The organism is Serratia sp. AR11 (assembly GCF_056376275.1).
Genome location: NZ_CM150739.1, coordinates 1898417 through 1924715, shown reverse-complemented (window position 1 = coordinate 1924715; position 26299 = coordinate 1898417). Strand labels below are relative to the sequence as shown.

Annotated in this window: 21 protein-coding genes; 2 read left to right on the top strand and 19 right to left on the bottom strand. The window is 54.3% G+C overall.

Annotated elements, in window-relative coordinates; translation table 11 throughout:
• Positions 1-70 precede the first annotated feature (70 nt).
• The 5 genes from ldtD to cmoM form a co-directional block, all read right to left on the bottom strand.
• Complete coding sequence (gene ldtD, locus ACSOSI_RS09145) at positions 71-1912, bottom strand: L,D-transpeptidase (protein WP_476706933.1); 1842 nt, start codon at positions 1910-1912, stop codon at positions 71-73.
• Positions 1913-2136: 224 nt separating this feature from the next.
• Positions 2137-6585 carry a chromosome partition protein MukB gene (mukB, locus tag ACSOSI_RS09140; protein ID WP_017892285.1) on the bottom strand — a complete coding sequence of 1483 codons (4449 nt, stop codon included), beginning with the start codon at positions 6583-6585 and terminating at the stop codon, positions 2137-2139.
• Positions 6582-7310 carry a chromosome partition protein MukE gene (gene mukE, locus ACSOSI_RS09135; protein WP_012006151.1) on the bottom strand — a complete coding sequence of 243 codons (729 nt, stop codon included), beginning with the start codon at positions 7308-7310 and terminating at the stop codon, positions 6582-6584. Before mukE ends, mukB begins: the two co-directional genes overlap by 4 nt.
• Positions 7291-8613: a chromosome partition protein MukF gene (mukF, locus tag ACSOSI_RS09130; RefSeq protein WP_012006150.1), complete on the bottom strand. Its 1323-nt coding sequence runs from the start codon at positions 8611-8613 to the stop codon at positions 7291-7293. The genes mukE and mukF overlap by 20 nt, the downstream gene beginning before the upstream one ends.
• The gene (gene cmoM / locus ACSOSI_RS09125) at positions 8610-9395 is read right to left on the bottom strand and encodes a tRNA uridine 5-oxyacetic acid(34) methyltransferase CmoM (RefSeq protein WP_012006149.1); all 786 of its coding nucleotides are present in this window, start codon (positions 9393-9395) and stop codon (positions 8610-8612) included. The genes mukF and cmoM overlap by 4 nt, the downstream gene beginning before the upstream one ends.
• A 151-nt stretch (positions 9396-9546) precedes the next feature.
• On the opposite strand from cmoM, the gene elyC reads away from it, so the two are divergent.
• Positions 9547-10320 carry an envelope biogenesis factor ElyC gene (gene elyC, locus ACSOSI_RS09120; protein WP_017892283.1) on the top strand — a complete coding sequence of 258 codons (774 nt, stop codon included), beginning with the start codon at positions 9547-9549 and terminating at the stop codon, positions 10318-10320.
• Between the two features lie 6 nt (positions 10321-10326).
• Here the strand turns inward: elyC and ACSOSI_RS09115 are convergent, their stop codons facing one another.
• The 7 genes from ACSOSI_RS09115 to cspE all read right to left on the bottom strand — a co-directional run bounded on the left by ACSOSI_RS09115 (position 10327) and on the right by cspE (position 14579).
• Complete coding sequence (locus tag ACSOSI_RS09115; RefSeq protein WP_017892282.1) at positions 10327-11223, bottom strand: YcbJ family phosphotransferase; 897 nt, start codon at positions 11221-11223, stop codon at positions 10327-10329.
• 148 nt (positions 11224-11371) lie between these two features.
• Positions 11372-12121: a 3-deoxy-manno-octulosonate cytidylyltransferase gene (kdsB, locus tag ACSOSI_RS09110; RefSeq protein ID WP_012006146.1), complete on the bottom strand. Its 750-nt coding sequence runs from the start codon at positions 12119-12121 to the stop codon at positions 11372-11374.
• On the bottom strand, positions 12118-12300 hold the full coding sequence (locus ACSOSI_RS09105) for a Trm112 family protein (protein WP_012006145.1): 183 nt from the start codon (positions 12298-12300) through the stop codon (positions 12118-12120). The genes kdsB and ACSOSI_RS09105 overlap by 4 nt, the downstream gene beginning before the upstream one ends.
• Before the next feature lie 67 nt (positions 12301-12367).
• A complete protein-coding gene (locus ACSOSI_RS09100; protein ID WP_261129829.1) occupies positions 12368-12559 on the bottom strand; it encodes a hypothetical protein in 192 nt (63 codons plus the stop codon).
• A gap of 30 nt (positions 12560-12589) precedes the next feature.
• Positions 12590-13816 (bottom strand): winged helix-turn-helix domain-containing protein, encoded by a 1227-nt coding sequence (locus ACSOSI_RS09095; protein ID WP_476706932.1) that lies wholly within the window; start codon positions 13814-13816, stop codon positions 12590-12592.
• A 110-nt stretch (positions 13817-13926) separates the two neighbouring features.
• Positions 13927-14148: a cold-shock protein gene (locus ACSOSI_RS09090; protein ID WP_006320799.1), complete on the bottom strand. Its 222-nt coding sequence runs from the start codon at positions 14146-14148 to the stop codon at positions 13927-13929.
• A gap of 221 nt (positions 14149-14369) precedes the next feature.
• A complete protein-coding gene (cspE, locus tag ACSOSI_RS09085; protein WP_004717375.1) occupies positions 14370-14579 on the bottom strand; it encodes a transcription antiterminator/RNA stability regulator CspE in 210 nt (69 codons plus the stop codon).
• 525 nt (positions 14580-15104) lie between these two features.
• Between cspE and hglS the strand changes: the two genes are divergently transcribed.
• Positions 15105-16511 (top strand): 2-oxoadipate dioxygenase/decarboxylase HglS, encoded by a 1407-nt coding sequence (hglS, locus tag ACSOSI_RS09080; protein ID WP_476706931.1) that lies wholly within the window; start codon positions 15105-15107, stop codon positions 16509-16511.
• 1 nt (position 16512) lies between these two features.
• On the opposite strand, the gene lpxK is transcribed toward hglS, so the two are convergent.
• The 7 genes from lpxK to aroA all read right to left on the bottom strand — a co-directional run bounded on the left by lpxK (position 16513) and on the right by aroA (position 26282).
• Positions 16513-17493, bottom strand: a complete 981-nt coding sequence (lpxK, locus tag ACSOSI_RS09075) for a tetraacyldisaccharide 4'-kinase (protein WP_017892279.1) — start codon at positions 17491-17493, stop codon at positions 16513-16515.
• On the bottom strand, positions 17493-19241 hold the full coding sequence (msbA, locus tag ACSOSI_RS09070; protein WP_135344437.1) for a lipid A ABC transporter ATP-binding protein/permease MsbA: 1749 nt from the start codon (positions 19239-19241) through the stop codon (positions 17493-17495). The genes lpxK and msbA overlap by 1 nt, the downstream gene beginning before the upstream one ends.
• A gap of 35 nt (positions 19242-19276) precedes the next feature.
• On the bottom strand, positions 19277-21490 hold the full coding sequence (locus ACSOSI_RS09065) for a ComEC family protein (RefSeq protein ID WP_476707262.1): 2214 nt from the start codon (positions 21488-21490) through the stop codon (positions 19277-19279).
• 331 nt (positions 21491-21821) lie between these two features.
• Positions 21822-22106: an integration host factor subunit beta gene (gene ihfB, locus ACSOSI_RS09060; protein WP_004942652.1), complete on the bottom strand. Its 285-nt coding sequence runs from the start codon at positions 22104-22106 to the stop codon at positions 21822-21824.
• Between the two features lie 62 nt (positions 22107-22168).
• Positions 22169-23848, bottom strand: a complete 1680-nt coding sequence (gene rpsA / locus ACSOSI_RS09055; protein ID WP_012006139.1) for a 30S ribosomal protein S1 — start codon at positions 23846-23848, stop codon at positions 22169-22171.
• Between the two features lie 181 nt (positions 23849-24029).
• Positions 24030-24719, bottom strand: coding sequence for a (d)CMP kinase (cmk, locus tag ACSOSI_RS09050; RefSeq protein ID WP_012006138.1), 690 nt, complete (start codon positions 24717-24719; stop codon positions 24030-24032).
• A 276-nt stretch (positions 24720-24995) separates the two neighbouring features.
• Entirely contained in the window at positions 24996-26282 is a 1287-nt protein-coding gene (gene aroA / locus ACSOSI_RS09045; RefSeq protein WP_368460423.1) for a 3-phosphoshikimate 1-carboxyvinyltransferase, read from the bottom strand.
• Positions 26283-26299 lie beyond the last annotated feature (17 nt).

Below are 26299 nucleotides of genomic sequence, written 5' to 3'. Positions count from 1 at the left end.
GGCACTCACGCAATGAGTGCCTGCAACATGGCCCGATATTCTGACCGTTATTTATTTATAATTACTGCATTTATTGCATTAATTTTTCGGCCTGAGCCAAAATTTGTGCGCCCGATCTCACCGTGTCATCATAATTGTAAATATCTGTGCGGAATTGTGGTTTTCCATCATCAGAGACCCAGGCGGTTAAATAATACAATTTAACCGGAATATGCTGGCGGATATTTACGAAGGTGGTATTCCCCTGTTTCAAGGTGGAAGAAACACGGGTGTTGTTCCAGCCGGCATCCTGCAGCAGCATATTCGCCAAATCCGATGCCTTGTTGACCCGAACACAGCCGGAACTTAAGGCGCGGATGTCTTTCTGGAACAGATTATGGTTGGGCGTGTCGTGCAGATAGATAGCGTCCGAACTCGGCATGTTGAATTTAAAACGCCCCAATGAGTTGGTCGCTCCCGGAGCCTGACGGATCCGATATGGGAAATTACGAGGCGAAATCATACTCCAGTCGATCATTGCCGGATTAATCACCTCGGCATCGTTGCTCCACCCCGAGAGCACGGTATAGCCATGCTTCTGGAAGTAGCTGCCGTCACGCATCGCCTTCGGCACGATATCTTCACGCACCAGCGTAGTCGGTACGTTCCACGGCGGGTTCACCACCACATTATTCAATGCGCTGCTCATCAACGGCGTCTTGCGGCTAGGCCGACCCACGATCACCCGAGAGGAAAGCACTTCATTGCCGTTTTGGTAGTAGGTCAACGAGTAGTTAGGAATGTTAACCATAATACCGGTATCGACATGGCCGGGTAGTATGCGTAACCGCTGGATATTCAGCGCCAACAACGAGGCTCGCATTTGCGGCGTTACGTTAAGCCACTCGCGAGTGCGCACGCCAATAACGCCGTCAGCACTCAGACCCTGCCATTTCTGGAAACGCTTAACACCCTCCACCAGGTCGGGAGTATAGCGATTATCAGTAACGGTCACCGGGCTTTCTGACTGCTGCGAAAAAGGCGATTGCGGCGTTGGGACGAGATCTTTCACCGGGGCGGCGGCCGGGCTGACAACGGCACTCTGACTGTCACGACTTTTTTCTTCATCTACTGACAGGCCACCGTCGTCAGGCTCATTACGCGAACCGGTCAATACCGCAGGGGGATCCTGCGCTTCCACCGGTGCCGTAGAAGGCGTCAGCATGCCGTTACGCGCCAGGATCTCACGCAAGGCAGGAATATCACTACTCAGTTGATCCGGACGCAGGCTTGGACCATTGGCCATTTGCGGCCACGGACGGCCATCGGCCAGCATATCCCGCAGGGCCTGATGCATCTTGGCGTATTGCGGGTGCTGCGGTGCCAGCGTATTGACATAAGCCAGAGTCTTGCCCTGACGCAGCGCCAATTGCCATTGGTTAATCACCGTATTGGGTGGCAGACCAAGCTTGTAGGGAATGTTGCTGTACAGCCAATTATTACCGTTGGCACCGATGGACGAAACAAACTGTAAATAGCCCAGCATCGCATCAGACAGCACCACATCGCGCGCCACGTCGGTAATCGCCGGGTTGGTCAACAGCTTCACCCATTGGGTAAACTGCGGCTGTACGCCGGACATCGCCAATTCGGCCAGTTGCTGCTGAAATTGCTGAACCGCTTCGCGATCCTGCCACATCAATTGCATCCGGTTCGCCGCGTACAAAGGAGCCAGCGTCGAAAGATAATAGGGTGTAATGCCCTTCGGCAATGCCGCAAGCAGTTCCGAACGGCTTTGCGCAACTGACATGCCGGATGACGCCACCGGAAACGCAGGAACGGTTGCCCATACGGGTAACGACGACGCAAGACCACATGCGATTGCGCAACTTAACGCCAGACGCCGCACAGTGTTTCCATTTCTAAGCAACATCCATTGCCCCCTGTATGCTCACAAAAAATATAACCAAGACAACTTATTAGTTTCAGTATACGAATAGAAAAGCCATTTTGCCCTTTGCTGCCTATGAATAACTGTTATTTCATTAGGCTACCCGGTTTTCGGCACAGAAAAAAGCAGGACTATCATCCTCCCGCACAAAAAAATAGCCACCCCAGGGCGGCTATTTTCAGATTATTAGCGGGCTTTTTTTGCGTTTACGGCGTTTCTGCCGCAGTAATACCCAGAACCGGCGGCTCATTGGCAAAACCGCGCAGCCCCACTACGTGTACATGTTCATGATTCTGGAACACTTTACGCACCAGCTTATAAGTCGTGCCTTTTTCCGGGCTGATATTTTCCGGTGCCGCGATGATCAGCTGCATTTCCAGACGGTCGCACAGCTCGAACAGCGTGGCGATGGATTTGGCATCCAGTCGCGCCGCTTCATCGAGGAACAGCAGGCGGCATGGGGAAATATCCTTACCGCGCAGGCGGCGAGACTCTTCTTCCCAGCTCTGTACCACCATAACCAGAATCGACATCCCGGTACCGATCGCTTCCCCGGTAGACAACGCGCCACTCTCGGCACGCAGCCAACCGTCGGAGCCGCGGAAGACTTCCACTTCCAGCTCCAGGTAGTTGCGGTAATCCAGCAGCTCTTCGCCGATGGTCTGTGGCGTGCGTTGCCCCATGTCAATCTGCGGGTTCAGACGCTGATACAGTTTGGCCAAGGCCTCCGAGAAGGTCAGTCGGTTGCTGTTGAACAGGTCCTGATGCTGTTCCTGTTGCTCGGAAAGCACGTCCAGCAGCGTCGCATGCGCTTCACGCACGTTGACGTTCAATCGCACGCTCTTCACCTGCCCGAAGGAAACCGCCTGCAGGCCCTGGTTGAGCATGCGAATACGGTTCTGTTCACGCTGGATGGTTTTGCGAATGATGTTCGCCACGCTCTTGGAACTGATTGCCAGCTTCTGCTCACGTGCGGTCAACTCTTCGGTCAGGCGGCCCAGTTCGATCTCCATCTGTTCGATGGCTTCAACCGGGTCGTCGGTACGAATGATATCCTGACGAATACGCTCGCGCAGATGCTGATAGACCGCAATATAGAACTGGATTTTGCGTTCCGGGCGCTTGGGATCTTCCGACAGGCGCAGAACGTCGCGCAGATGTTCGTTATCCGACACCGCCAGACGCAGCGCACCGAGCGCCTTATCCGACATTGAGCGCAGCTCGTCACCGTCCATATAGGCCAGTTCGCGGCGGTGCAGACGACGTTCAACGCCATTGTCTTTCACCAGGCGCATCACGGCGCACCAACCTGCTTTGGCGGTCACCACCTGCTCACGCAGCTGATAATAGTCGCGCTCCAGCTTGCGCAGTTTCTTCTGCAGACTGTCCATTTCTGCTTCGCAGAAGGTCAGCTGTTTTTCCAGTTGGTTACGGCGTGCGCGGTTGGTGCTCAGGCCCGCATGCAATTCATCACGACGGGTGCGCGCACGGGCCTCGGCGTTGGCATCCGCCTGCACACCGATGTCTACCAGTTCCTGACTCAGCTCTTTGAGCATGTCGCGCTTGGCGTCATACGAGCTTTTCAGCGATGCCAGCACCTGGCTGTACTGGGTAAACTGGGTCTGATACTGGCGCAGCTGCTCACGGGCACGGGTACGTTCCGCTTCCGCATGCTCCAGACGCTGGCGCAGCTTGTCGTTGAGATCGTTATTGGCATTTTGCATACCGGCAGAGTCGGTATAGCTGAAGTGCGCGCGACGCTGCACCACTTCAATCAGGGCAAACGCCTGCTGCTTGGCCTGACGCTGCACGCTCTGCGCCTGAGTGTAATCCTGTTGCAACTGCTCATGCTGCTGCGGATCGCTCTGCAGCACCGACAGCAGCGGCTCCAGCTTGGTCAGGGAAACGCCGTGCTGCTGAATATGACGCGCGGCATCCTGCGCCTCTTCCAGCTCCTCACGGATTTCTTCCACCCGATCCTGCAGGGTTTCATCGTTTAGCAATGAAACCAGCGGTGTCAGACGGTTAAGTGCAGAAATGCCCTCTTTCGCCTGATCGTATTGCTGGCGCTGCTGCTGGTTCTGCGCTTCATGGTTATTCAGCGCACGCTCGATTTCACCACGGCGGGTATTGAGGCCACGGATCTCCGCTTCCGGATCGGCGTCAAAGGCTACCGCCAGATGGTTACCGATAAAGCGGCTGAAGGCCTGGTGCGAACGCTGGGTTTTCTGCACGTCGAACGACAGGGTGGCATAACGCTCTGCCAACTTTTCCCGCTCAGCATGCAATATTTCCAGGCGATTCTCACGTGCGGCACGGCCAAACAACGGCACTGCCGGGTAACGCGAGTAACGCCACTGGCGTTCGGCAGTTTTAACCAACACCGCGCGGTCTTGTTCTTCGACGGCGAATACGCTGTCATCGAACGACTGCGGATCCCCCTCGATCAGATAGAGATCTTCCGGACAGTCTTCCAACCCTTCCAGCATCTCGCGTACCAGCGACAGATCCGGCACCACAATGGCGTGGCGCGACGGGCCGTACAAGGCGGAGAAGTACGGTGCATCGTCGATGGTGACGTCGTCATAGATTTCAGACAGCAGCACGCCACCAAAACGTTCGGCCAGCGTGACCAGACGCTGATCTTCGGCACCGCCAGGCTGGCTGAGACGTTCAATTTGCGCTTCAACGGCACGTTTACCGGCAGCCACTTCGTCGCGCTCAACGGTAGTTTCACGTTCGCGCTCCAGCAGTTGCTGCATGTACTCCGTCACCTGCTGGCTGCTTTCAAGCGCTTCGCCACTCTGCTCGCCAAGCTGGCTCAGAGCATCCTGCGCTGCCAACCAAATAGGGGCACGGGTTGTCAGTTCGCGGATGCGTTGCTGAATTTGCTCCAGCTCCTGGCGCATTTCCATCCGACGCTCGCCGGCATCGCTAACACCCTGCGACAGCGATTCCAGACGCTCTTCCAGCTCTTGTTGCAGGGCATCAAGTTCGTCCGGCTGATACTGCTGGCCATGGCGCTTACAGAATTCCTGCAACAGACGCTCGGCATCCTGCTGGGAGCGCAGACGCTGTTCCAGCTCGCTCAGGCGCATACGCAAAGGTTGCACGCGTTCGGCAAGGTGTTGCTGTGATGGCCAGTCGCGCAGCAATTCGCGCGCGCACTGCCAGGCTTCACTGCGGCTGACCTGGCCGGCGATTTTACCCACCAGCTGATATGCCTGTTCAAACTGGCCGTGCGCGGCGTCGGCCACGCTAAGTTTTTGCTCGAGCATCAGCAGTGCTTCTGTCGCTTCCTGCTCGCGCGCCTGGAAAGTATCCAGCCAGTGTTCGGCATTTTCGGCGGTCAGTTCTGGCAGTTGGCACAACGTGCGTGCGCGATCCAGTGCCTGCAACGCCTGCTGATATTGAATGGCGCGGGTCTGCTGCACGTCGAGCGCCTGCTGGTAGTCGGCGAGTTGGCTTTTCAGCTCATCCACTTCCAGTTCGGCTGCCTCGGCACGCGCTTCGTTTTCGGCCTGCTGTTCGCTGGCCTCCGCAACTACTTCATTCTGTTCTTCCAGTCGGTAGGTCAGCTCTTCCAGATCGCCTTCATAACGCTCGATCTTTTCCTGCTGACGCATCGCCGTTTGAACCAGATTCAGGTGATCGCTGGCGGCCTGATAATCGGTTTCCAGATCGGATTCCGCACCGCTCTGCTCCGCCAGTTCACGCGCCATTTCCACATGACGGTATTGCTCGGCGGCCAACTGTTTGCGGCTGCCCAGCAGATCGTTACGCAGCGCCAGTGCCCCGTCCAGATGAATGCGCCGCTCATTGGCATGACGCATGTAGTCCGCCGCCACGTAAGAGGTGGCCTCGGAAATCAAATGTTTGAACAGGTCGCGGTCGGATTGGGTCACGCGGATCGCTTCGAGCGTCATGCGGTTTTCACGCAGCGCCGCTTCCATATCCTGGAATGCCTTGCGCACGCCGCTGTTTTCCGGCAACAGGTAGTCACGCAGCGAGCGGGTGATGGCGCTGGAGATACCGCCGTACAGCGAGGCTTCAATCAGACGATAGAACTTGCTGCGATCGGACGATGAACGCAGGCGTTTAGGGATCACGCCCAGATCGAACATTAATGAGTGGTAATCGGTGATGGAGTTAAACTGCTTGAACTGCACCCCTTCCATCTCTTCAACGCGATCTTTCAGTTCCTGCAGCGACAGCACGCGTGCCTGGCGCTCGCCCACCGTTTGGGTCAGCAGTTCCGTCGGCTGCACCGCCGTCGGCAGGCCCTGGATAACGAACGGCTTGATGTCTACCTTGCGGTCACGGCCGGCAACCTGCTGCAGACGAACACCAACTACCACGCGTTGGTGGCGCGAGTTGAGCACGTCGAGGGTCGAATAACACACCCCGGCGCGCAGTTTACCGTGCAAGCCTTTGTCGCGAGAGCCACTGGTGGCACCGGCTTCGGTGGTGTTACGAAAGTGCAACAGCGTCAAATCGGGGATCAGCGCAGTGACGAAGGCCGCCATGGTGGTGGATTTCCCTGCCCCGTTACCGCCGGACAGCGTGGTCACCAACTCATCGAGATCAAAGGTGCGGGCAAAGAAGCCGTTCCAGTTAACCAACGTCAGCGAGCGAAATTTACCGCGTTCAATCATTCCTGTTCATCCTCTGCACTGTCCGGTGTGGTATCAAGCGGCGAGTCTTCCGCATCGCTCTCATCATTCAGCAACAGGCTGTTTTCAACCGGCATTGCTTCGCCGTCGCGGATCATACGCAACTGCGCTTCACGCGGATCGTCACCGCTGCGCACATCGGCGCCAAAGCGGAACACCGCCTCGGTAATACGGAACTTGCTGCTGTCGTTGCCCATGAAATAGACCATGCCCAAACGACGCAGACGGTTCAGTGAAGTACGTACTTTTTCATGCAGCTTCTGGCGATCGAGATCCGAGCCGGTCGAACGCTGATTAACGAACTTCAGCAATTTGCTCTCGTCCGCCAGGCTCAGCAGCTCGTCGTACAGCTCCTGATGGCTGAAAATGCCCTCATGCGCCAGACGTTCCGGGCTGAGATACAGATAGCACAGGATTTTCCCCACCATCATATCCAGCTCGGACAGCACCGAACGCGGGATCAGCGTGGTAGAGCGTGGACGCAGATAGAAGAATCCTTCCGGCGCGCGGATCAGCTCTACGCTGTAGCGGGTGTAGAATTCTTCCAGTTCATCCTGGAAATCCATTAAGAAGGCGTGGTTGTCCAGTTCATCGATACCGATGTGACGACCCGCACGCAGTTGGCTGTCCAGCGCCGGGAACAGCGCGTTAGACAATGCCTTGGCCAGCTTGACTGGCATTATTTGTTCAATATTTGTCGATGACATGGGCCTGGACCTTGGCTCCGTAATCATTGATTGCCTGCCACTGTGCCGGCAACCCTGAAAAATCTGCTTCAGCCACACCAAGGCGCACTGCCTGGTCGACCACTAAACGTGCCACATCGAAATGACGAGCACGCGGATATTGCGCCAGATAATCGCGCATTACCGCCCCTAAATTGAGCGGCATCTGTTGTTCCTGATAAATCTTCAGTGCCTGTTCGATCATTGCCGCCAGTTGCTCACGGATTTCGCTGAACTCTTCGAACTCCAGATCCGGCGGCAGTTCCCCGGTCACTTCCTCGCTGCGCAGCGCCAGTTCTTCGTCTCGCATATCCAGCAGACGGTCGGCATTGGCATGGGTCAGTGTCCATGGGTTGTCGAAATAGTTTTGCACCGACTGACGCAAACGCTGGGCGAACACCCGGTTCTTGTCCATGTCGATCGCGGTACGGATAAATTTATGCACGTGGCGGTCGTAGCCAATCCACAGGTCAATCGCCTGCTGGCCCCAACTGATAATGCGGTCGAGCTTGCTTTGCAGATCGAACACCAGTTTGTCGATAAAGCCCAGTTCCGCACCACCCAGCGTGGCATCCTGAATTCGCAACAGGTTGGCCTGCAGTTTATCGCCCGCTGCCTCCAGCGTATCCTGCAGTTCGCGCAGGGTGCCCGAGGTTTCGGACAGCAGCATCTCACAGCTGGAGATCGCCGCACGCCAGTCTTTGTTCAGCAGCGCTGCGATGTCGTCCTTCACGCCCTGCTGTTGTTCATCCATAATTCGCTGGGTCAAATCGATACTGTCGAAGATTTCCGCCACCGAATATTTCAGCGGTGCAAACACGTTGCGGTGCCAGTGGAAATCGTCACCGCCCTCATCGGCGGCGTCGGCGGCGCGTTTGAGCTCCTGCGCCACAATTGACAACTGCATCGACAAACGCAGCGTGGAGAATTCGCGCTGACGGATATAGTAATCGGTGATACCGATGCCCAGCGGCGTCAGACGGTAAATCGCGTTACCGTCCGCCAGTTCGCTGATAAAACGGTTTAACAGGCGCTGGCGCACCATGTCGTTAATCGCATTGTTGGCGCGCACGGCCACCGTTTCATGCGTCTGTTCGAAACCCTTGCTGACATGGCGAAATGCATCAACCAGCTCACCTTCGCTCATCTCGCCGTCCAGCCGCTCGCCGTTCAAAGTGGCGATAGCAAGCAAAAACGCGAGACGCTCCGTAGGGAGCGAAATAGAGAAATCATTTTTCCGTGCCCAGGCGACCAGTTCGGGTACTGTCTGGGAAAATTCACTCATAGTTCGTCCTTCAGGTTTGGTTTATGCGCCATGACGTGAATATAGCGCCCCAAACTCACGTACGGCTCCTGCCGGCAATAGTGCTGTTCAAGCGCCAGTAACTCTTCAAATTTTTGTGTCTGTAACTGCCTGCTCTGCAGATAATCGTGGAACACCCGCACGCCGGTTTTCCCGCTGATGCGCATGCCCAACTGTTCCAGCCAGCCGTACACCTGCGGTGGACTATGCGGGTACTGCGGCGACAGCGAACGCTTTCTGCGTCTTCTGACCTCTGGGTTCACCAGTTGGAAATTACCCAACACCACGTTACGCATCAAGAGGCCATTGGCGTTAAAGAACATCAATGACAGTGCGCCACCCGGCAACAGGCAATTAAATAACGCCTGCAGCGCAGCCTCAGGTTCGGCGATCCATTCAAGCACCGCATGGAACAATATCAGATCAACCGGCTGTTCCAAGTGTTGACCAATATCCTGGGCTGAACTTTGTATGAATTGCATGTTCTGGCTCACACCTTTCTGCTCAGCCAGCAACGCGGCGCGTTGGATCATCTCACCAGAAAGATCGCACAACAACACCTGATGTCCTAATTCTGCCAATTGGCAGGCCATATGGCCTTCGCCACCGCCGGCATCCAGAATGCGCAGCGGCCGCTGCGGCAACTGGGCCAACAGCGTGGTCAGATCCTGCCAAACCACAGCCTGGCGGATTTTCCCTTTGGTGGTGCCGTAAATATTACGCGCAAACTTTTCAGCAATATCGTCAAAATTGCGATCCTGCATGGACAACGGCTCCGCTGATCTTATCCGGCTGGGGGCAAAGTACCAGCCCATTCAAACCTGCTATTTTGGCACAGACTGGCTTAGAATGAATCTTCTTGCGGCCTGATTGTGCCCGGATGTCGTTTTTTCGCCCAAAAGGACCTGATTTTTGATGCTGTTTAACCTGAAAAAGTTCATTGGTGCCATTTTAATGCCGTTGCCCGCGCTGTTGCTGCTGATGGGACTGGCGCTGTTACTGCTGTGGTTCACCCGTTGGCAAAAAAGCGGCAAGGTCATTTTCACGCTGAGCTGGCTGTTTTTACTGCTTTTCAGCCTGCAGCCGGTGGCCGACAGGTTACTGCGCCCGATAGAATCTGAGTATGTCACCTATCGTGGCAATGACCCGGTGAATTATATCGTGGTGCTGGGCGGCGGCTATACCTTTAATCCGGATTGGGCGCCCAGTTCCAATCTGATCGGCAATAGCCTGCCGCGAGTCACGGAAGGTGTGCGCTTATATCTCGCCCATCCAGGGGCGAAAATGGTGTTTACCGGCGCCGGGAGTCCCAAAACCCTGAGTAACGCGGCAACCGCGGCGCAGGTGGCGGAAAGCCTGGGAGTCCCCCGCAGTGATATCGTGCTGTTGGATCGTCCGTTGGATACCGAGCAGGAGGCATTGCAGGTGTCGAAGCTGGTCGGCCAGCAGCCGTTTATTCTGGTGACTTCAGCCAACCATTTACCGCGCGCCATGCGCTTCTTTGAAGCCAAGGGGCTGCACCCGATCCCGGCGCCGGCCAATCAGTTGGCCATCAGTTCACGATTGAATATCTGGGATCGGGTGGTGCCTTCGGCGATGTTCCTCGGCCACAGCGAGCGGGCCTGGTATGAAACGCTGGGCAGCCTGTGGCAACGGCTGAAAGGCTCCGATGAAGTCTCTGTCGACTGATCGGCGTTAACCGGTAATCCAGGGCAGCAGTTGTTTGGACGCATAGTCAAACGGCTGCCGCTCCAGTTTGCCGGTATGAATCAACCGCCCTACCGCCTCCCATACCACATACAACCAACGCCGCATCAGGAAGGACTCCGCTACCGGCGCACGTTGCAAATAATAAAACAGCAACTGGCTCGGCATTCCCGCTTCACATAACCTGAATAACTCATATTCACGCGGTGCCCACAGCATCATTCCGGGGTTAAGCATCGCCAAGAGTTGATCGCTTTTCGGATCTTTCAACATACTGCGCAGCGACAAGTTACCGTGCACCAATACGCAAGGATCGTCAAAGCCGACAAAAAAGTGGGTCAATGCTTCACGGGTGCGATACAACAAGCGGCGATCATCCATCGTCAGCAGCGGCGAGTTGAGATTACCCAAGGTTGACCATAGCACTTCGACCCGCTGTTGATACCAACAGAACCAGTCGTTCTCCTGGGTGCTGTCTACCGTGCCCACGCAGCCATGACTGTCAATGCGGTGCCAGGCCAATACGCCATCGACAATCTGCTCCATCAGCGTATTCCAACGGTTCGGCGTGCGCGTCGGCGCCTCTACGGATACTCCACGCAAGCGCTCGATCAACAAGATTTCTTTATAGGGTGCCTGGTGGGTATAGACCACGCCATACACCGTCGGCAGGCGAATATCCCCTTCACGTGACAGCATCGACAGCTTGTAAGCTTCTTGTTGGGCGATGCCCTGGCAGACAAAGCTTTTCGCCATCAGCGGGATCGCGTGGCCCTGTTGGTCATACAGTGAATACATGTGGGCATAAGGTTGTTCGCTGACGCGTTCCAACCGGCTGATGGACTCACCCAGCACAATACTCAGTTCGGCGCGTAACTGCTCCATAAGGAAATGGCCTCAAGAGGAAAAGAAGAGACGCTGACATCATCGAACGCTGAACAGAAAAATTCTTCAACGCAGATCAACAAAATGGGGATATTAAGAAGGGAAATCATATTGCCGGCGCGTTGCGTGACGCGCCGGCATTCAATGCTCAGCCTTTGATACTGTCGCGCACGCGCTGCAAATCTTCCTGCGTATCGACACCCACGGTCGGCATTGCCTTGGCAACCGCCACGTGGATTTTTTCGCCGTACCACAGCACCCGCAACTGTTCCAGCAGCTCAATTTGCTCCAGTTGGCTTGGCGCCCAGGTAACGTAACGGCGAACAAAACCGGCGCGATAGGCGTAAATACCTATGTGACGCAACAGGCTGTCGCCGATGCTTTCTTTCGATTGGGCAAAGCGTTCGCGATCCCATGGAATGGTGGCGCGTGAGAAATAGAGCGCATAACCCTGTGCATCCATCACCACTTTGACCGCATTGGGGTTAAAAGCTTCTTCTGCGCTTTCGATAGGCACCGCCAGGGTGGCCATTCCGGCCTGACTGCCCGCCAGATTTTCAGCCACCTGACGCACAATCACCGGTGGGATCAGTGGCTCATCACCCTGAACGTTAACGATGATTTCGTCATCAGCGAACCCATAATGCTCGATCACCTCTGCCAAGCGCTCGGTGCCGGAATTGTGATCGGCCCGGGTCATGCAGACTTCACCGCCTGCCGCTTTGACCGCTTCGGCTACTGCCGGATGATCGGTCGCGACAATAACGCGGCTGGCGCCCGACTCGCGTGCACGTTCCATAACATGCACCACCATCGGCTTGCCGTGGATATCGGCCAGCGGTTTACCTGGTAAACGGGTTGATGCATAACGGGCTGGAATAATTGCGATAAAACTCATGCGTGTTTCTCATCCAATGACAGCGCTCGCGCTTCATTTTCCAACAGCACGGGAATGCCGTCACGCAACGGATAGGCCAGGCCATCCACTTTGCAGACCAATTCCTGGTTTTCTTTATTGAAATAAAGCTTACCGGTGCAGACCGGGCAGGCAACGATTTCGAGTAAACGGTGATCCATGCTTCCTCCAGGGTGGAGATTTAACGTCAGGAAAGTGCGTGAGGATAGCATAACGCTATGCGCCAGGTTAATCACCGGCTGTATTTGTCGCGGCATTTTTATCTGCCAGGGGGATTGAATTGCCCCCGGCGCAGGCGTAGAATTTTGTGATGCAAGTCACAAAAAAGACATTATCATGATCAAACGTCTTCATAAAATCATCGCCCTGTTTGCCAACTACAGCAACTGAGCCCCCCTTGTAACGAGCGGCGCTGAACATTCGTTTTACCCAAGCCGACAACGCCGTTCGTTATTCCACTTGCCAGCCAGTGCCCCACTCAAGGGCCAGCACCGCCGGAATATCCCCCAAAATAACCTGTGACGCACCGTGCCATTTTGCACTGCGGGTTATTGCCTGCCGAATATCCTGCACACGTTGTTTACCAAAGCGAACCTTGGCCTGTGGGTGGAAACTGATGATTTCGAAAATACCCTGCCGACGATGCATTTTTGCATCGATGCGGCCAATCAACTCACCGCGTTGCAACACCGGCAGCGTAAAGTAACCATACTGCCGTTTTTCTTTCGGCGTATAGCATTCCAACCGGTAATCAAAATTGAATAATTCCAGCGCACGGCGACGATCCCAAACCACCGGATCGAACGGAGAAAGCAAAGTGGTCACGCTGGATTTTAACGCTCCTTGTTCTGCCAGTTGCAACTCTGCCGCCAGCGAATGGTGCACGTAAAATTCCCCGTCCAAACCGTCGATCCGCACGGGCAGCACTTCGCCCTGCTGTTGTAACGACGTCAGTAGCGCTTTTGGCGCCACTCGCTTCAAACGGTAGTAATCCGCCAGCCATTCGGCTCTGAAGATCCCCAGGAAACAACAACTGCGCCTTAGCATTTCCTGTCGTGCATCATCGACAGATAATACATCCCGGCTATCATCCCAGTGAGGTAATAATCTTTCCGTCAGATCGTAAACGCGATGGAAATTGCGCCGTTCGGCTACCATCAATTTACCGGCGGTGAACAGGATTTCGAGATGGCGTTTTTCCGGCTTCCAATCCCACCAGCCGCTGTTGCCCTTCTTCTCGGCGCTAAAATCCGCCGAGCGCACCGGCCCAGCGGTTTCAATATGTTGCAACAGGGCATTTATCGCCGCCTGATGTTCCTGCATCCACTCTTCGGAGTACTTCCAACCCATGCCCTGCGGTTGCAGCATTCGGTGACGCAGCAGGCCAAAATCCTCAATGGGTAAAAAGCAGGCCTCGTGCGCCCAGTACTCGAACAGCCGGCGGCCAGCCAGTGCCTGTTCCAGCCATTCCGGCTGGTAGTCGCCCAGACGGCTGAACAGAACCAGGTAGGGGCTGCGCGCAACCACGCTGATGGTATCGATTTGCAGTAAACCCATACGTCCAATGGCGGCAACCACATCGTCGGGCCTGGCTTTGCGTTTCATCGGGGATAGCAGCCCCTGTGCGGCAAGGTGGATCGCACGGGCGGCAGTAAGAGAAATAACCGGGGTGTTCATCCTGATATCCGAAGTGATTGAGCAATCGCTTGATAATAGTGGATATCGGGGAATTTATCTTCGCCAGTGCTTGGGGTGGCGGCACCGGCACTGGCGAGGAAGGGGGTGGGTCAGAACGCGATAACGTCTGCCGCTGACAGCCCGTGGGAGCTGCGATAGATCGAGAACTCAACGTTCTGACCTTCGTTTAACGATTTATTTTTAGTATTGGCGATAGAACGACGGCTTACATAGATTTCGTCGCTACCATCTACCGGTGAAATAAAACCATAGCCTGCAGCCTGATCAAACCATTTCACACGGCCCATTTGTAACACAGTATTTTTAAACATAACTTATATCCTTTTACTTGAGCATCCTTAACAACGTCATTTTTATTATTGTTGGACGCTACCAGCCCATCCTAAAGTTTTTCGTAACAAACCTCTCGTGAGCAAAAAATAAAAAACCCGCACTATGGCGGGCTTGTTGAACTTAATATCTTCCGCAATGATTCAGCGCAAACGCTTCATCATGGTTGTATTAAGTTCTCTTTACGTTATTCCCTGTTTATTTACAGAGCAACAACGTTGGCGGCAGCCGGCCCGCGCGGGCTGTCTTCTACGGTGTACTCAACACGCTGGCCTTCAGCCAAAGTTTTGAAACCGTCGGTCGCGATTGCGGAGAAGTGTACGAATACATCTTTACCACCGTCGTTCTGTTCAATAAAACCAAAACCTTTGCTTTCATTGAACCACTTCACTTGACCCGTTTTCTTAGACATTACTTATTTACCTTTTAAATATATACAAAACCTGCCATAAGGCAATTTTGGCCGTTCTTGGAAACATTACTTATGGGAGGTACTTAGAAGGTTCGTCTTTGAAGCGGAATCAAATGATAACGTTTTTGGAGGAACTGCTTAATTCTAAACTCGAACATAAATAGGTCTGCATCACAGGCCGACTTGCATTTACTCATAAATCTGTCTTTTGCACAAGAGGTTTATTGCCATGTTTTTACCATTTCGCCACATTTACTTTTATATCCATGATTGCTAATGAATTAATTTATCTTTTTTTACGTAAACCTCTTAGCGGCATTGCCTTCTGGATGGCCGTATTTTCCATTATTCGCTGTTCAAATGAGAGCTAACGCATAAAAATCTAATATGCTTGGCCTGGCTATAACAAAACCTAATCGACCTAGCTAAACTTGAGGTGAAAACAAGGCGAATGGCCTCTCAACCAGCACGTTTGCCGCCAAGAATGATATTTTTCAGATAATACTGAATAAAGGAGCTATGCGCATGACCGCCCAGCAGTTCGTCTCACCGAATGAAATCCGCGCCAGATTCTCCCACGCCATGTCAGATATGTACCAGAAAGAGGTACCTCTGTATGGCGATTTGCTCGAACTGGTGGCGGAAACCAACCGACAGGTCCTGCGCGAAGACGCCGCATTGGCTCATCAATTACAAATTACCGGCGAAGTCGAACGACTGGCCATGGAGCGCCACGGAGCCATTAGGGTGGGCACCGCAGAGGAACTGTCCACTCTGCGACGGCTGTTTAACGTGATGGGTATGTCACCGGTGGGCTATTACGATCTGGCCGTGGCCGGGGTTCCGGTTCACTCTACCGCATTTCGGGCAGAGCATGAGGATGCGCTGCAAATCAGTCCATTCCGAGTATTCACCTCTTTATTGCGGCTGGAGCTGATTGAAAACCCGGAGCTACGTGAGCTGGCGCAACGCCTGTTGGCTCGTCGCCGCATCTTTACTGAGCGGGCACTTGAACTGATTGTACTGCAAGAAGCTCAGGGCGGACTGGACGACAGTCAGGCTGATGAATTTGTCGAACAGGCGCTGGAAACCTTCCGCTGGCACAGTCGGGCGACGGTTAGCGCAGCCGAATATCAGCAGTTGCACGACCAGCACCGTCTGATCGCCGACGTAGTGGCCTTTAAAGGCCCGCATATCAACCATCTGACGCCACGCACTCTCGATATCGACCGTGTCCAAAAGGCCATGCCCGGCCGAGGTATCACTCCCAAAGCCGTGATTGAAGGCCCGCCGCCACGTCGCCGCCCCATTCTGCTGCGCCAGACCAGTTTCAAAGCGCTGGAAGAAAACGTCGACTTTGTTGAACATAACGGTAGCGCCGTTGCCGGGCACCACACTGCACGCTTCGGCGAAATTGAACAGCGCGGTGTCGCGCTGACAACCAAAGGCCGTGCACTGTACGATCGCCTGCTACAGGCTACCAACGACGCATTGCAGGCACCGCCGAGCGAGAAAAATGCTGACCGCTACAATCAGTTGCTGGCGGAAAACTTCCAGGCGTTTCCAGATGACTATGCCACCCTGCGTGAGCAACAGTTGGCCTGGTTCCGCTATTTTCCGACCGAGTGTGGGCTGGCGGCTAAAGAAACCCTGGATCAACACAGCACGCTGGAACAGCTGATCGCCCAGGAATACATTCGCTTTCAGCCGCTGGTCTATGAGGATTTTCTGCCGGTCAGTGCCGCAGGCATTTTCCAATCGAATTTGGGCGACAGCGGTCACACGCAGTACAACGCAGCCTCAAGCAGGGCGGCATTTGAACTGGCGTTGGGGGCAGAAGTGATCGATGAATTGACGTTGTATCAGCAAACGCAGCAGCGTTCGATAGACGCCTGCGCGCGAGCACTGGGGCTTCACGCGCTGGCAGTGTGAATTATTTTGTCAGCAGTGCTTCAATATTGTGCAGCAACTGCTCAGCCTGATCGGGGGGAAGTACCGCATCAACGGGTAAATACCACCAGTTGGGCTGAGCAAAAGCGCGGCATTTAACCGCGTCTTTCTCGGTCATCAACAACGTTTGCTCTGAAGATACCAGCGCCGCCAATGGGCCATGCTGATATTCCTGATGGTCGGCAAACGCCACTTCCTTTTCGACCGCTACACCCAGTTTTTCCAATGTGGCGAAGAAGCGCGGGGGATGGCCTATACCGGCCATTGCTACCACGTGTGGCAGTTCAACTGCCGGCCGGCGCTCACCGCTGGCAACATTTACCGCGTCGCGCGCCTGCAACCGCATGGCGATTTCACCAGGCTGAGCCACCCCCCCGTTGGCAATCAGGGCGTCAACGCTATTCAGCCGCGAAGCACGTTCGCGCATCGGCCCTGCCGGCAGCCACCACCCATTGCCAAAGCGGCGAACGCCATCGATCACCACCAGTTCAAAATCACGCTGTAAAGCGTAATGCTGCAGGCCGTCATCGGTAATCACCACGTCAAGTGGCTGCTGCTTAAGCAGCGCTTGTACCGCTTCAGAACGCTTTGGTGAGATGGCCACTGGCGCAGCGGTACGCTGATAAATCAGCACCGGCTCATCACCTGCCTGCTGGGTGGTAGTGTCAGCGTTTAGTAACAGTGGATAAGCCTCTGCTTTACCACCATAACCGCGAGAAACCACGCCCACCCGGTATCCACGCTGCTGCAACTGTTCCACCAGCCAGATCACCATCGGGGTTTTGCCGTTGCCACCGGCAGTGAGGTTCCCCACCACCACAACCGGTACCGGTGCGCGCCAACTTTTACGCAGGCCGCAACGGTAGCTGAGCCGAATCAGACCGCTGACCAGGCCATACAGCCAGGACAGCGGTAACAACAGCAAATAAACCAGCGAACTGCCTGACCAGATGCGCTCGATCATTATTGACCAAACTGCATGCGATGAAGCTGGGCATAAGCCCCCTGCTTTTCGAGCAATGCAGCATGTTCGCCACGCTCAACGATACGACCATCCTCAACCACCAGGATTTCATCAGCCTTCTCAATGGTCGACAGACGGTGCGCAATCACCAGAGAAGTACGGTTTTTCTGTAATTCATCCAGCGCCGCCTGAATCGCACGCTCCGATTCGGTGTCCAGTGCCGAGGTGGCTTCATCGAGGATCAGTATCGGGCAGTCACGCAGCAAGGCGCGAGCAATAGCGATACGCTGGCGTTGACCACCGGACAGCATCACCCCGTTCTCACCGATCACCGTATCCAGGCCGTTCTCCATTTTTTCAATGAAGTCCATGGCATAGGCCATGCGCGCAGCCTTCTCTATCTCTTCGCGGCTATAGCGTTCTTCACGCGCGTAAGCGATGTTGTTGGCGATAGTGTCATTGAACAAATGAACATTTTGTGAAACCAGGGCCACCTGATCACGCAGTGATGCCAGAGTGTATTCGCGCAGATCGTGACCATCCATCAGGATCTCGCCTTCCTGGACATCATAGAAACGGGTCAGCAGATTGGCGATGGTTGACTTGCCCGAGCCGGAACGCCCCACCAGCGCCACCGTTTTACCCTCTGAAATACTCAGATTGATATCACGCAGCGCAGGCGTTTCTTTCCCTGGGTAGTAGAAAGTGACGTTACGGAATTCGATATCGCCCTTGGCTCGTGCAACTTCACGGGTCCCGGTATCTTTTTCCTGCTCCATATCCAGGATCGAGAACAGAGTCTGGCACGCCGCCATCCCACGCTGGAACTGGGCATTAACGTTGGTCAGTGATTTCAGCGGACGCATCAGGGCGATCATCGACGAGAACACCACGGTGATGGTACCGGCGGTGAGAGTAGCCATCACGCTTGGGAAGCTGGCGGCATACAGCACAAAGGCCAACGCCAGTGAAGCGATAAGCTGAATAATAGGATCAGAGATTGAGGATGCGGAAACCAGTTTCATGCCCTGTTGGCGCATGCGGTTGCTGACTGAGTTGAAGCGATCGGTTTCAACCTGCTGGCCGCCAAAAATCAACACTTCCTTATGGCCTTTCAGCATCTGCTCTGCGCTGGTCGTCACCTGCCCCATGGTGTTCTGCATGTTTTTGCTGATATTACGGAAGCGTTTGGAAACAATGCGGATAGCAATAGAGACAATAGGTGCCAGTACGATCAGGATCACCGACAGTTGCCAGCTGTAGTAGAACATCATGGTGAACAACGCGATTATCGACGCCCCTTCACGCACCACGGTCACCAGAGCGCTGGAAGACGATGAAGCGACCTGTTCGGAATCATAGGTGATTCGTGACAGCAAGGTGCCGGTAGACTGCTGATCGAAGAACGATACCGGCATTCTCATCATGTGGCCGAACAGCCGGCGACGCATATGCATCACTACCATGCCGGATACCCATGAAATACAGTAGCTGGAGACAAAGCCAGTCGCGCCACGCACCACCATCAGGCCAATTACCGCCAATGGCATCCACAGCAGAATGCTGCTTTGCGTTTTCCCAAAACCGTCATCCAATAAAGGTTTAAGCAAAGACAACATAAAGGCGTCGCTGGCCGCGTTCAGTACCAACGCAATAGCCGCTACGATCAGCCCGGTCTTAAAAGGTGTGATCATCGGCCAGAGGCGACGGAAAGTCTGCCAAGTGGAGAGATCTTTATCATTCATCATGCAAATACCAGCATCGGAAGAAATAGCGGCCTATTTTACTCATTATCACCCTCTACGCCAAACCGCTGATGGTACCAACGGGGCATTAATTGTTCACGAAAGCCATTAATTTGCCAATCGTTGTCGAAAAAAAGTACAGATAACTGACCGGAGCGCGAAGTATCGTGCCAAAGAATGTCATTTGCCAGATATCTGGCGACCACTTTAACCGCAGGTAATCGCCATTTATTGTAACGTGATGCCGAAGCTATTGCCGCTTTCGGCGCTACCGCACGCAAAAAAGGCGGGGTAGACGAGGTTTTACTGCCATGATGTGGCACCTGTAACACAGTAGCGCTCAATGAAGGGCGTTGATATCTAACCAACTGTGCCTCCGTCCTTTTTTCTGCATCCCCCGTCAGCAACAAACTATATTTACCATCATCGATACGGATGACGCATGAATCATCATTCCCCGCCAATTTTACCGCCTTTGGTGGCCACAGCACTTGAAACTGAAGCGATTGCCATTGCCAACGCTCTCCTGCCACACAGGGTAAGTGGCCGGCATTGAGGCGTGGACTCCTTACCCTGGCTTGTGGGAATGCACGCTGTATCTCTTCAAGACCACCGATATGATCCAGATGATCGTGACTGAGAATAATTTCTTCCACAGGTAATCCTCGCCAGTTAAGAAATGGCAAAATATTCCGACCGGCAGCACTACCGGTGCCCCAGCGGGGGCCGGTGTCATACAAGATTGCCCGGCCGTTCTTTTCGATCACCATAGCCAGGCCATGCCCAACGTCCAGCATGTCTACACGCCAACGGTATTGGGCTTCTCTTTCACGCCACAGAACGCAACACAGTGCCAAAGTGACCAGCGCCGTTGCATAACGCAGCCACCAGTGGAAACGCCAAAAAATCACCAGTAACCAACCGGCAAGACTGACAGCCAACGACGCGGCACCGAGATCGACCCAGCCGATTTGCAGATAGTGTAATGGGGCAAAAACCCCTGCCAATGTAAAATCCGCCAACCGCCATAGTCCCGCACTTAACACAGGGAAAATACCAGCCACCACCGCCAGCAGGATTAACGGCACTGTTATCAATGAAACCAGGGGCACCGCCCAAAGATTGGCCGGTATGGAGCCAAGTGTCAGGCCATGAAACAGTCCGGCCTGCATGGGCAGCAATAGCAACGTAATGCCGAGCTGAATATGCAGCCAGCGCAATGGCGCCCAGTGCCATCCCGAACGAAAACGGGGATTTAACGGCACCCATTCAAACCAGAAAATCAGGCAGAATACTGCAGTGGCCGAGAGCCAGAAGCTGTCGGATAGTACCGCCAGAGGATCGCAAACCAGAATTAAGCCAACGCACCACAACCAGATTTGCCAGGAGGAGCAATGGATGCCGCGTATGCGTAACAGCATCCACAATGTCAGCGCCAACCCCGTTCTTAGCGCCGGTGGATGAGCGCCAGCCAACCAAACGTACCCTAAGGCACCGAGCCAACTGACGATCAGCGGAAAGCGGTAGTCAATCAACCTTGCCGGCAAAAAAAATTGCATCGCCCGCAGCACACCCCAAATCAAAATGGCTACCATCGCCACATGCAGCCCAGAAATAGCCATCAGGTGAGCAATACCGGTTTTCAACATCAAAGTTCTTAACGTCGGTTCCAGCGCAGCTCTCTCACCAAATGCCAACGCGAGCAGCACCGCTTTATAGCGAAGAGTGCCAATATTGTTCTCGGCATGCGCGATCATCCTCTGCCGCCAACCACAGTTTTGTTCCAGGATTACAGCGCTCTTCACCTGCGCCGTTAGCGGTTGACGCTGCGACATGGCCCAACGCTGGCGGTCAAAACCCCCTTCATTAAGATTGCCGTGTATCGGCCTCAAGCGCAGTTGCAACTGCCAACGTTGCCCGGCACACAAGGAGCGATCTTTGGGCTTCCAGAGAGTCGAGAAAGCGATGGAAGGTACCAGCCATCGACCATTGAGCTGTTCGATACGCATAACCGTCTGCTTTCGTGTCGCACCAGCCAGTGCAATACTGCTAACCTGAACCACGGCGCTCACCACCGGGCCCTGGCTCAGACGATTGATTTGATTCACCAGGGTCCCGGCAGAGAATACCGCCCAAAGAAAACCCAAAGCCCCCCATGCCATGAATCGGCCTGCGCAGCCCCTCCCCCACAGGCAGAGACAAACGGGTAAGGTCACCCACAGAGCGATGCGCACATCGGGTAAGTTCGGCATGATGAGCAACGGGAAAATGCCGCAGATAACCGCACTTGCCGCCAAATCCAACGAGGTTTTGATAGGTGTTCTCCCGCTATAAGGCAGCAATCCAGGCTGCCAACTTCACGGGATTGTTTACGCATTGGCCAATACTCACCATCGGTAATCTGACAGTACGCGATCCTCTCCGCACAATAATAGCGGCCGTTAACGCGGCCAACCGCATGCTGCGGCGTAGCTCACAAGAAGCGCCGAGAGCGCGCCAGTAAATAACAGGCAAAAAAAAACGGCGCCCCAGGGCACCGTTTTATATTTCTTTACAAGCAACAACTCTATGGGTAGTCAGTGACTAGCCATAGATATTGGCACGGTCACGCAGCTCTTTGCCTGGCTTGAAGTGAGGAACGTACTTGCCGTCCAACTCAACTTTATCACCAGTTTTCGGGTTGCGGCCCACACGCGGAGCACGGTAGTGAAGAGAAAAACTGCCGAATCCGCGGATCTCGATGCGTTCCCCATCGGCTAACGTAGCAGCCATATGTTCTAGCATCTCTTTCACTGCATCCTCAACGGCTTTCGCCGGTACATGAGATTGCTGGCCAGCAAGTCTTTCAATAAGTTCAGACTTGGTCATAGTTCCTCCAAGCTTTGCAGCTAAACTACCGTATCGGGGCGGTCAAAAACCGCCCCCCGTCATTACTCGCCTTTAGCCGCTTTGAAAGCTTCAGCCATTGCGTTAGAGAAGTTGCTTTCTTCTTGCTTGCTGCTGCTGTTAACAGTAGCGATTGCATCTTTCTCGTCAGCTTCGTCCTTAGCACGTACGGACAGGCTTACTACGCGGTTCTTACGGTCAACGCCGGTGAATTTAGCTTCAACGTCGTCACCCACATTCAGAACCAGAGTTGCATCTTCAATGCGGTCGCGAGAGGCTTCAGAAGCACGCAGGTAACCTTCTACGCCGCCTGCTAATTCAACTGTAGCACCTTTGGCGTCAACTGCAGTGACTTTACCAGTAACAATAGTACCTTTCTTGTTCATAGACAGGTAGTTATTGAACGGGTCTTCAGCCAGTTGCTTCACGCCCAGGGAGATACGCTCGCGCTCTGCGTCAACCTGCAGAACAACCGCTGCGATTTCGTCGCCTTTCTTGTATTCACGAACTGCTTCTTCGCCTGCAACGTTCCAGGAGATGTCAGACAGGTGAACCAGGCCGTCGATGCCGCCGTCCAGGCCGATGAAGATACCGAAGTCAGTGATAGACTTGATTTTACCTTCAACGCGGTCGCCCTTGTTGTGGGTTTCTGCAAACTGCTGCCATGGGTTGTTTTTGCACTGCTTCAGACCCAGGGAGATACGACGACGTTCTTCATCGATGTCCAGAACCATAACTTCCACTACATCGCCCACGTTAACAACTTTGGACGGATGGATGTTTTTGTTGGTCCAATCCATTTCAGAAACGTGTACCAGACCTTCAACGCCTTCTTCGATTTCCACGAAGCAGCCGTAATCAGTCAGGTTGGTTACACGACCAGTCAGCTTGGTGCCTTCTGGGTAACGTTTCGCGATAGCAACCCATGGATCTTCGCCCAGTTGCTTCAGGCCCAGGGAAACACGAGTACGCTCGCGGTCGAACTTCAGCACTTTAACAGTGATTTCGTCGCCAACGTTGACGATTTCGCTCGGATGCTTAACGCGTTTCCAAGCCATGTCAGTGATGTGCAGCAGGCCGTCTACGCCGCCCAGATCAACGAATGCACCGTAGTCAGTGAGGTTCTTAACGATACCTTTAACTTCCATGCCTTCCTGCAGGTTTTCCAGCAGTTGATCACGTTCTGCGCTGTTCTCTGATTCGATAACCGCACGGCGAGAAACTACAACGTTGTTGCGTTTCTGGTCCAGCTTGATGACTTTGAACTCAAGCTCTTTGCCTTCCAGGTGCAGAGTGTCACGTACTGGACGCACGTCAACCAGGGAACCTGGCAGGAACGCACGAATACCATTCAGCTCTACAGTGAAGCCACCCTTAACTTTGCCGTTGATAACACCGACGACAGTTTCAGCTTCTTCGTAAGCTTTTTCCAGCGTGATCCAAGCTTCGTGACGCTTAGCTTTCTCACGGGACAGCAGAGTTTCACCGAAGCCATCTTCAACAGCGTCCAGCGCAACATCAACTTCGTCGCCTACCTGGATTTCCAGCTCGCCCTGTGCGTTTTTGAATTGCTCAGCCGGGATGGCAGACTCAGATTTCAGACCGGCGTCAACCAGTACTACGTCTTTGTCGATAGCAACTACAACGCCACGAACGATGGAACCCGGACGGGTTTCGATTGTTTTCAGGGATTCTTCAAAGAGTTGAGCGAAAGATTCAGTCATGTTTAATCTTCAGGGTTCTATAGTTTAACGTCCATTTAGCATCCCGCCGAATGGGGTTGTTTCACATACCCCGCCATTGGCTCCATGCCGACAGGGTTTAGGTTACAGGGGTAAAATTTTACCCGATATAGTTCGATACTACCATGACAAATATGACAAAAAGCCAATAACGCCGCCGCGCTTACTGCTGCGGCAACGCTAAAACTTCATGTGCATAAGTCAGCGCACGCTGGATGACTTCGTCAATCGACATGCTGGTTGAATCCAGCACGAGGGCGTCAGAAGCAGGCACCAGTGGCGCGATAGGCCGATTACGGTCACGGTCATCCCGTTCCTTTATCTCGGCTAAAAGACGTTCAAAGTTAACATTAAAGCCCTTTTCCTGCAACTGTAGCATGCGGCGGTGCGCACGCTCCTCAGAACTGGCGTCCAGGAAAATCTTGACCGGTGCATCGGGGAACACCACCGTGCCCATGTCGCGGCCATCGGCAATCAGGCCAGGGGCCTCACGGAATGCCCGCTGGCGGCGCAACAGGGCTTCACGCACACGCGGGAAAGCCGCAGCCTGTGAAGCGGTATTGCCGACGGTTTCAGTGCGGATTTCATTGCTGACATCCTCACCTTCCAAAATAACCTGCAGTTTGCCATCCTGGGCAATAAAGCGAACATCGAGATGTGCGGCCAGTGGAACCAGCGCCTCCTCAGACGTGATATCAACCTGATGATGCAGCGCTGCCAACGCCAGTACGCGATAAATCGCGCCTGAGTCAAGCAAACGCCAACCAAGGGATTCGGCGAGCGCCTTGCACAAGGTGCCTTTGCCTGCGCCACTTGGTCCATCAACGGTTATCACTGGGGCTGTAGCCGTCATTTCTCTCTCCTTCAGGTAGAAAACCTCACAGGGACATAACCTGCCGCCAGCACAATGCGAAAGCATAATTAAAACCGTCCCTGCCGCCCGCCCAATCGGGGCAGTCACGGTGGCGCATTATACGCTGCCAAACGACGAACTGTTACCCTGGAACTGTCTGGTTGTTGAAAATAAGCGTATGACCGCGCAAAAGTATAGCGGACGGATCCAGGCTACGGGCGTTAAAAACAATAAAGGCCCAATCAAGGGCCTTAAAAGAAAGTATCTGACTGCGGATCACGCCAATTGGCTGATGCGCGCCAACTGTTCGAAATAGTCCGGGAAGGTTTTCGCGGTGCATTTAGGATCAAGAATGGTCACCGGTGTATCAGACAACGCCACCAGCGAGAAGCACATCGCCATACGGTGATCGTTGTAGGTGCCTATATCGGCAAACTTCAGCTTGGCCGGTGGGACTACGTGAATATAGTCCTCGCCTTCATCTACCTCAGCGCCCACTTTACGCAACTCTGTCGCCATCGCAGCCAGCCGATCGGTCTCTTTCACCCGCCAGTTATAAATGTTGCGAATGGTCGTTGGGCCTTCGGCAAACAGGGCCGCGGTCGCAATGGTCATCGCCGCATCAGGAATATGGTTCATATCCATGTCGATGCCGCGCAATTCACCGCGGCTGCATTCGATATAATCATCACCCCAGGTAATGCGCGCGCCCATTTTCTCCAGAACATCGGCGAACTTGGTATCGCCCTGAACACTTTTCTTGCCGATGCCGGTTACGCGCACGGTGCCGCCTTTAATCGCGGCTGCCGCCAGGAAGTAAGAGGCGGAAGAGGCATCGCCCTCGACCAGGTAGTCGCCCGGAGAACGGTAGGTCTGGCGACCATTAATGTGGAACACGCGGTAGTTGTCGTGGCTAACCTCGACGCCGAAAGTACGCATCAGGTGCAACGTGATATCAATGTACGGCTTGGAAACCAGTTCGCCCTTGATATGGATATGGGTGTCCTGTTCTGCCAAAGGGGCCGTCATCAGCAATGCGGTCAGAAACTGGCTGGAAACGCTGCCATCGACGGTGACATCGCCGCCGCGGAAACCGCCGCGCAGACGCAATGGCGGATAATCAGTCTGTTCCAGGTAATCAATCTGTGCGCCGCCCTGACGCAGAGCATCGACCAGATGACCGATCGGACGCTCTTTCATGCGCGGTTCGCCGGTCAGCACCACATCGTTGCTGCCCAGGCACAGAGCGGCTGCCAATGGGCGCATCGCGGTACCGGCATTGCCGAGGAACAGTTCAAGCGGCTGGCTGGCCACCAGCGGGCCGCCAACACCGTCCACTTTACAGGTGGTGCGATCGTCTGACAGCTGATAGCTCACGCCCAGCGCCTGCAGCGCATTTAACATATGGCGCACATCGTCGCTGTCCAGCAGGTTAGTCAGCGTTGTCGTTCCCTCCGCCAGCGCAGCCAGCAACAGAGCACGGTTGGATACGCTCTTGGAGCCGGGTAAGTTGACGGTGCCATTGACCAGGGCAACCGGTTGTAACGTCAGGGAATCCACCATGTGAACAAAAATCTCCA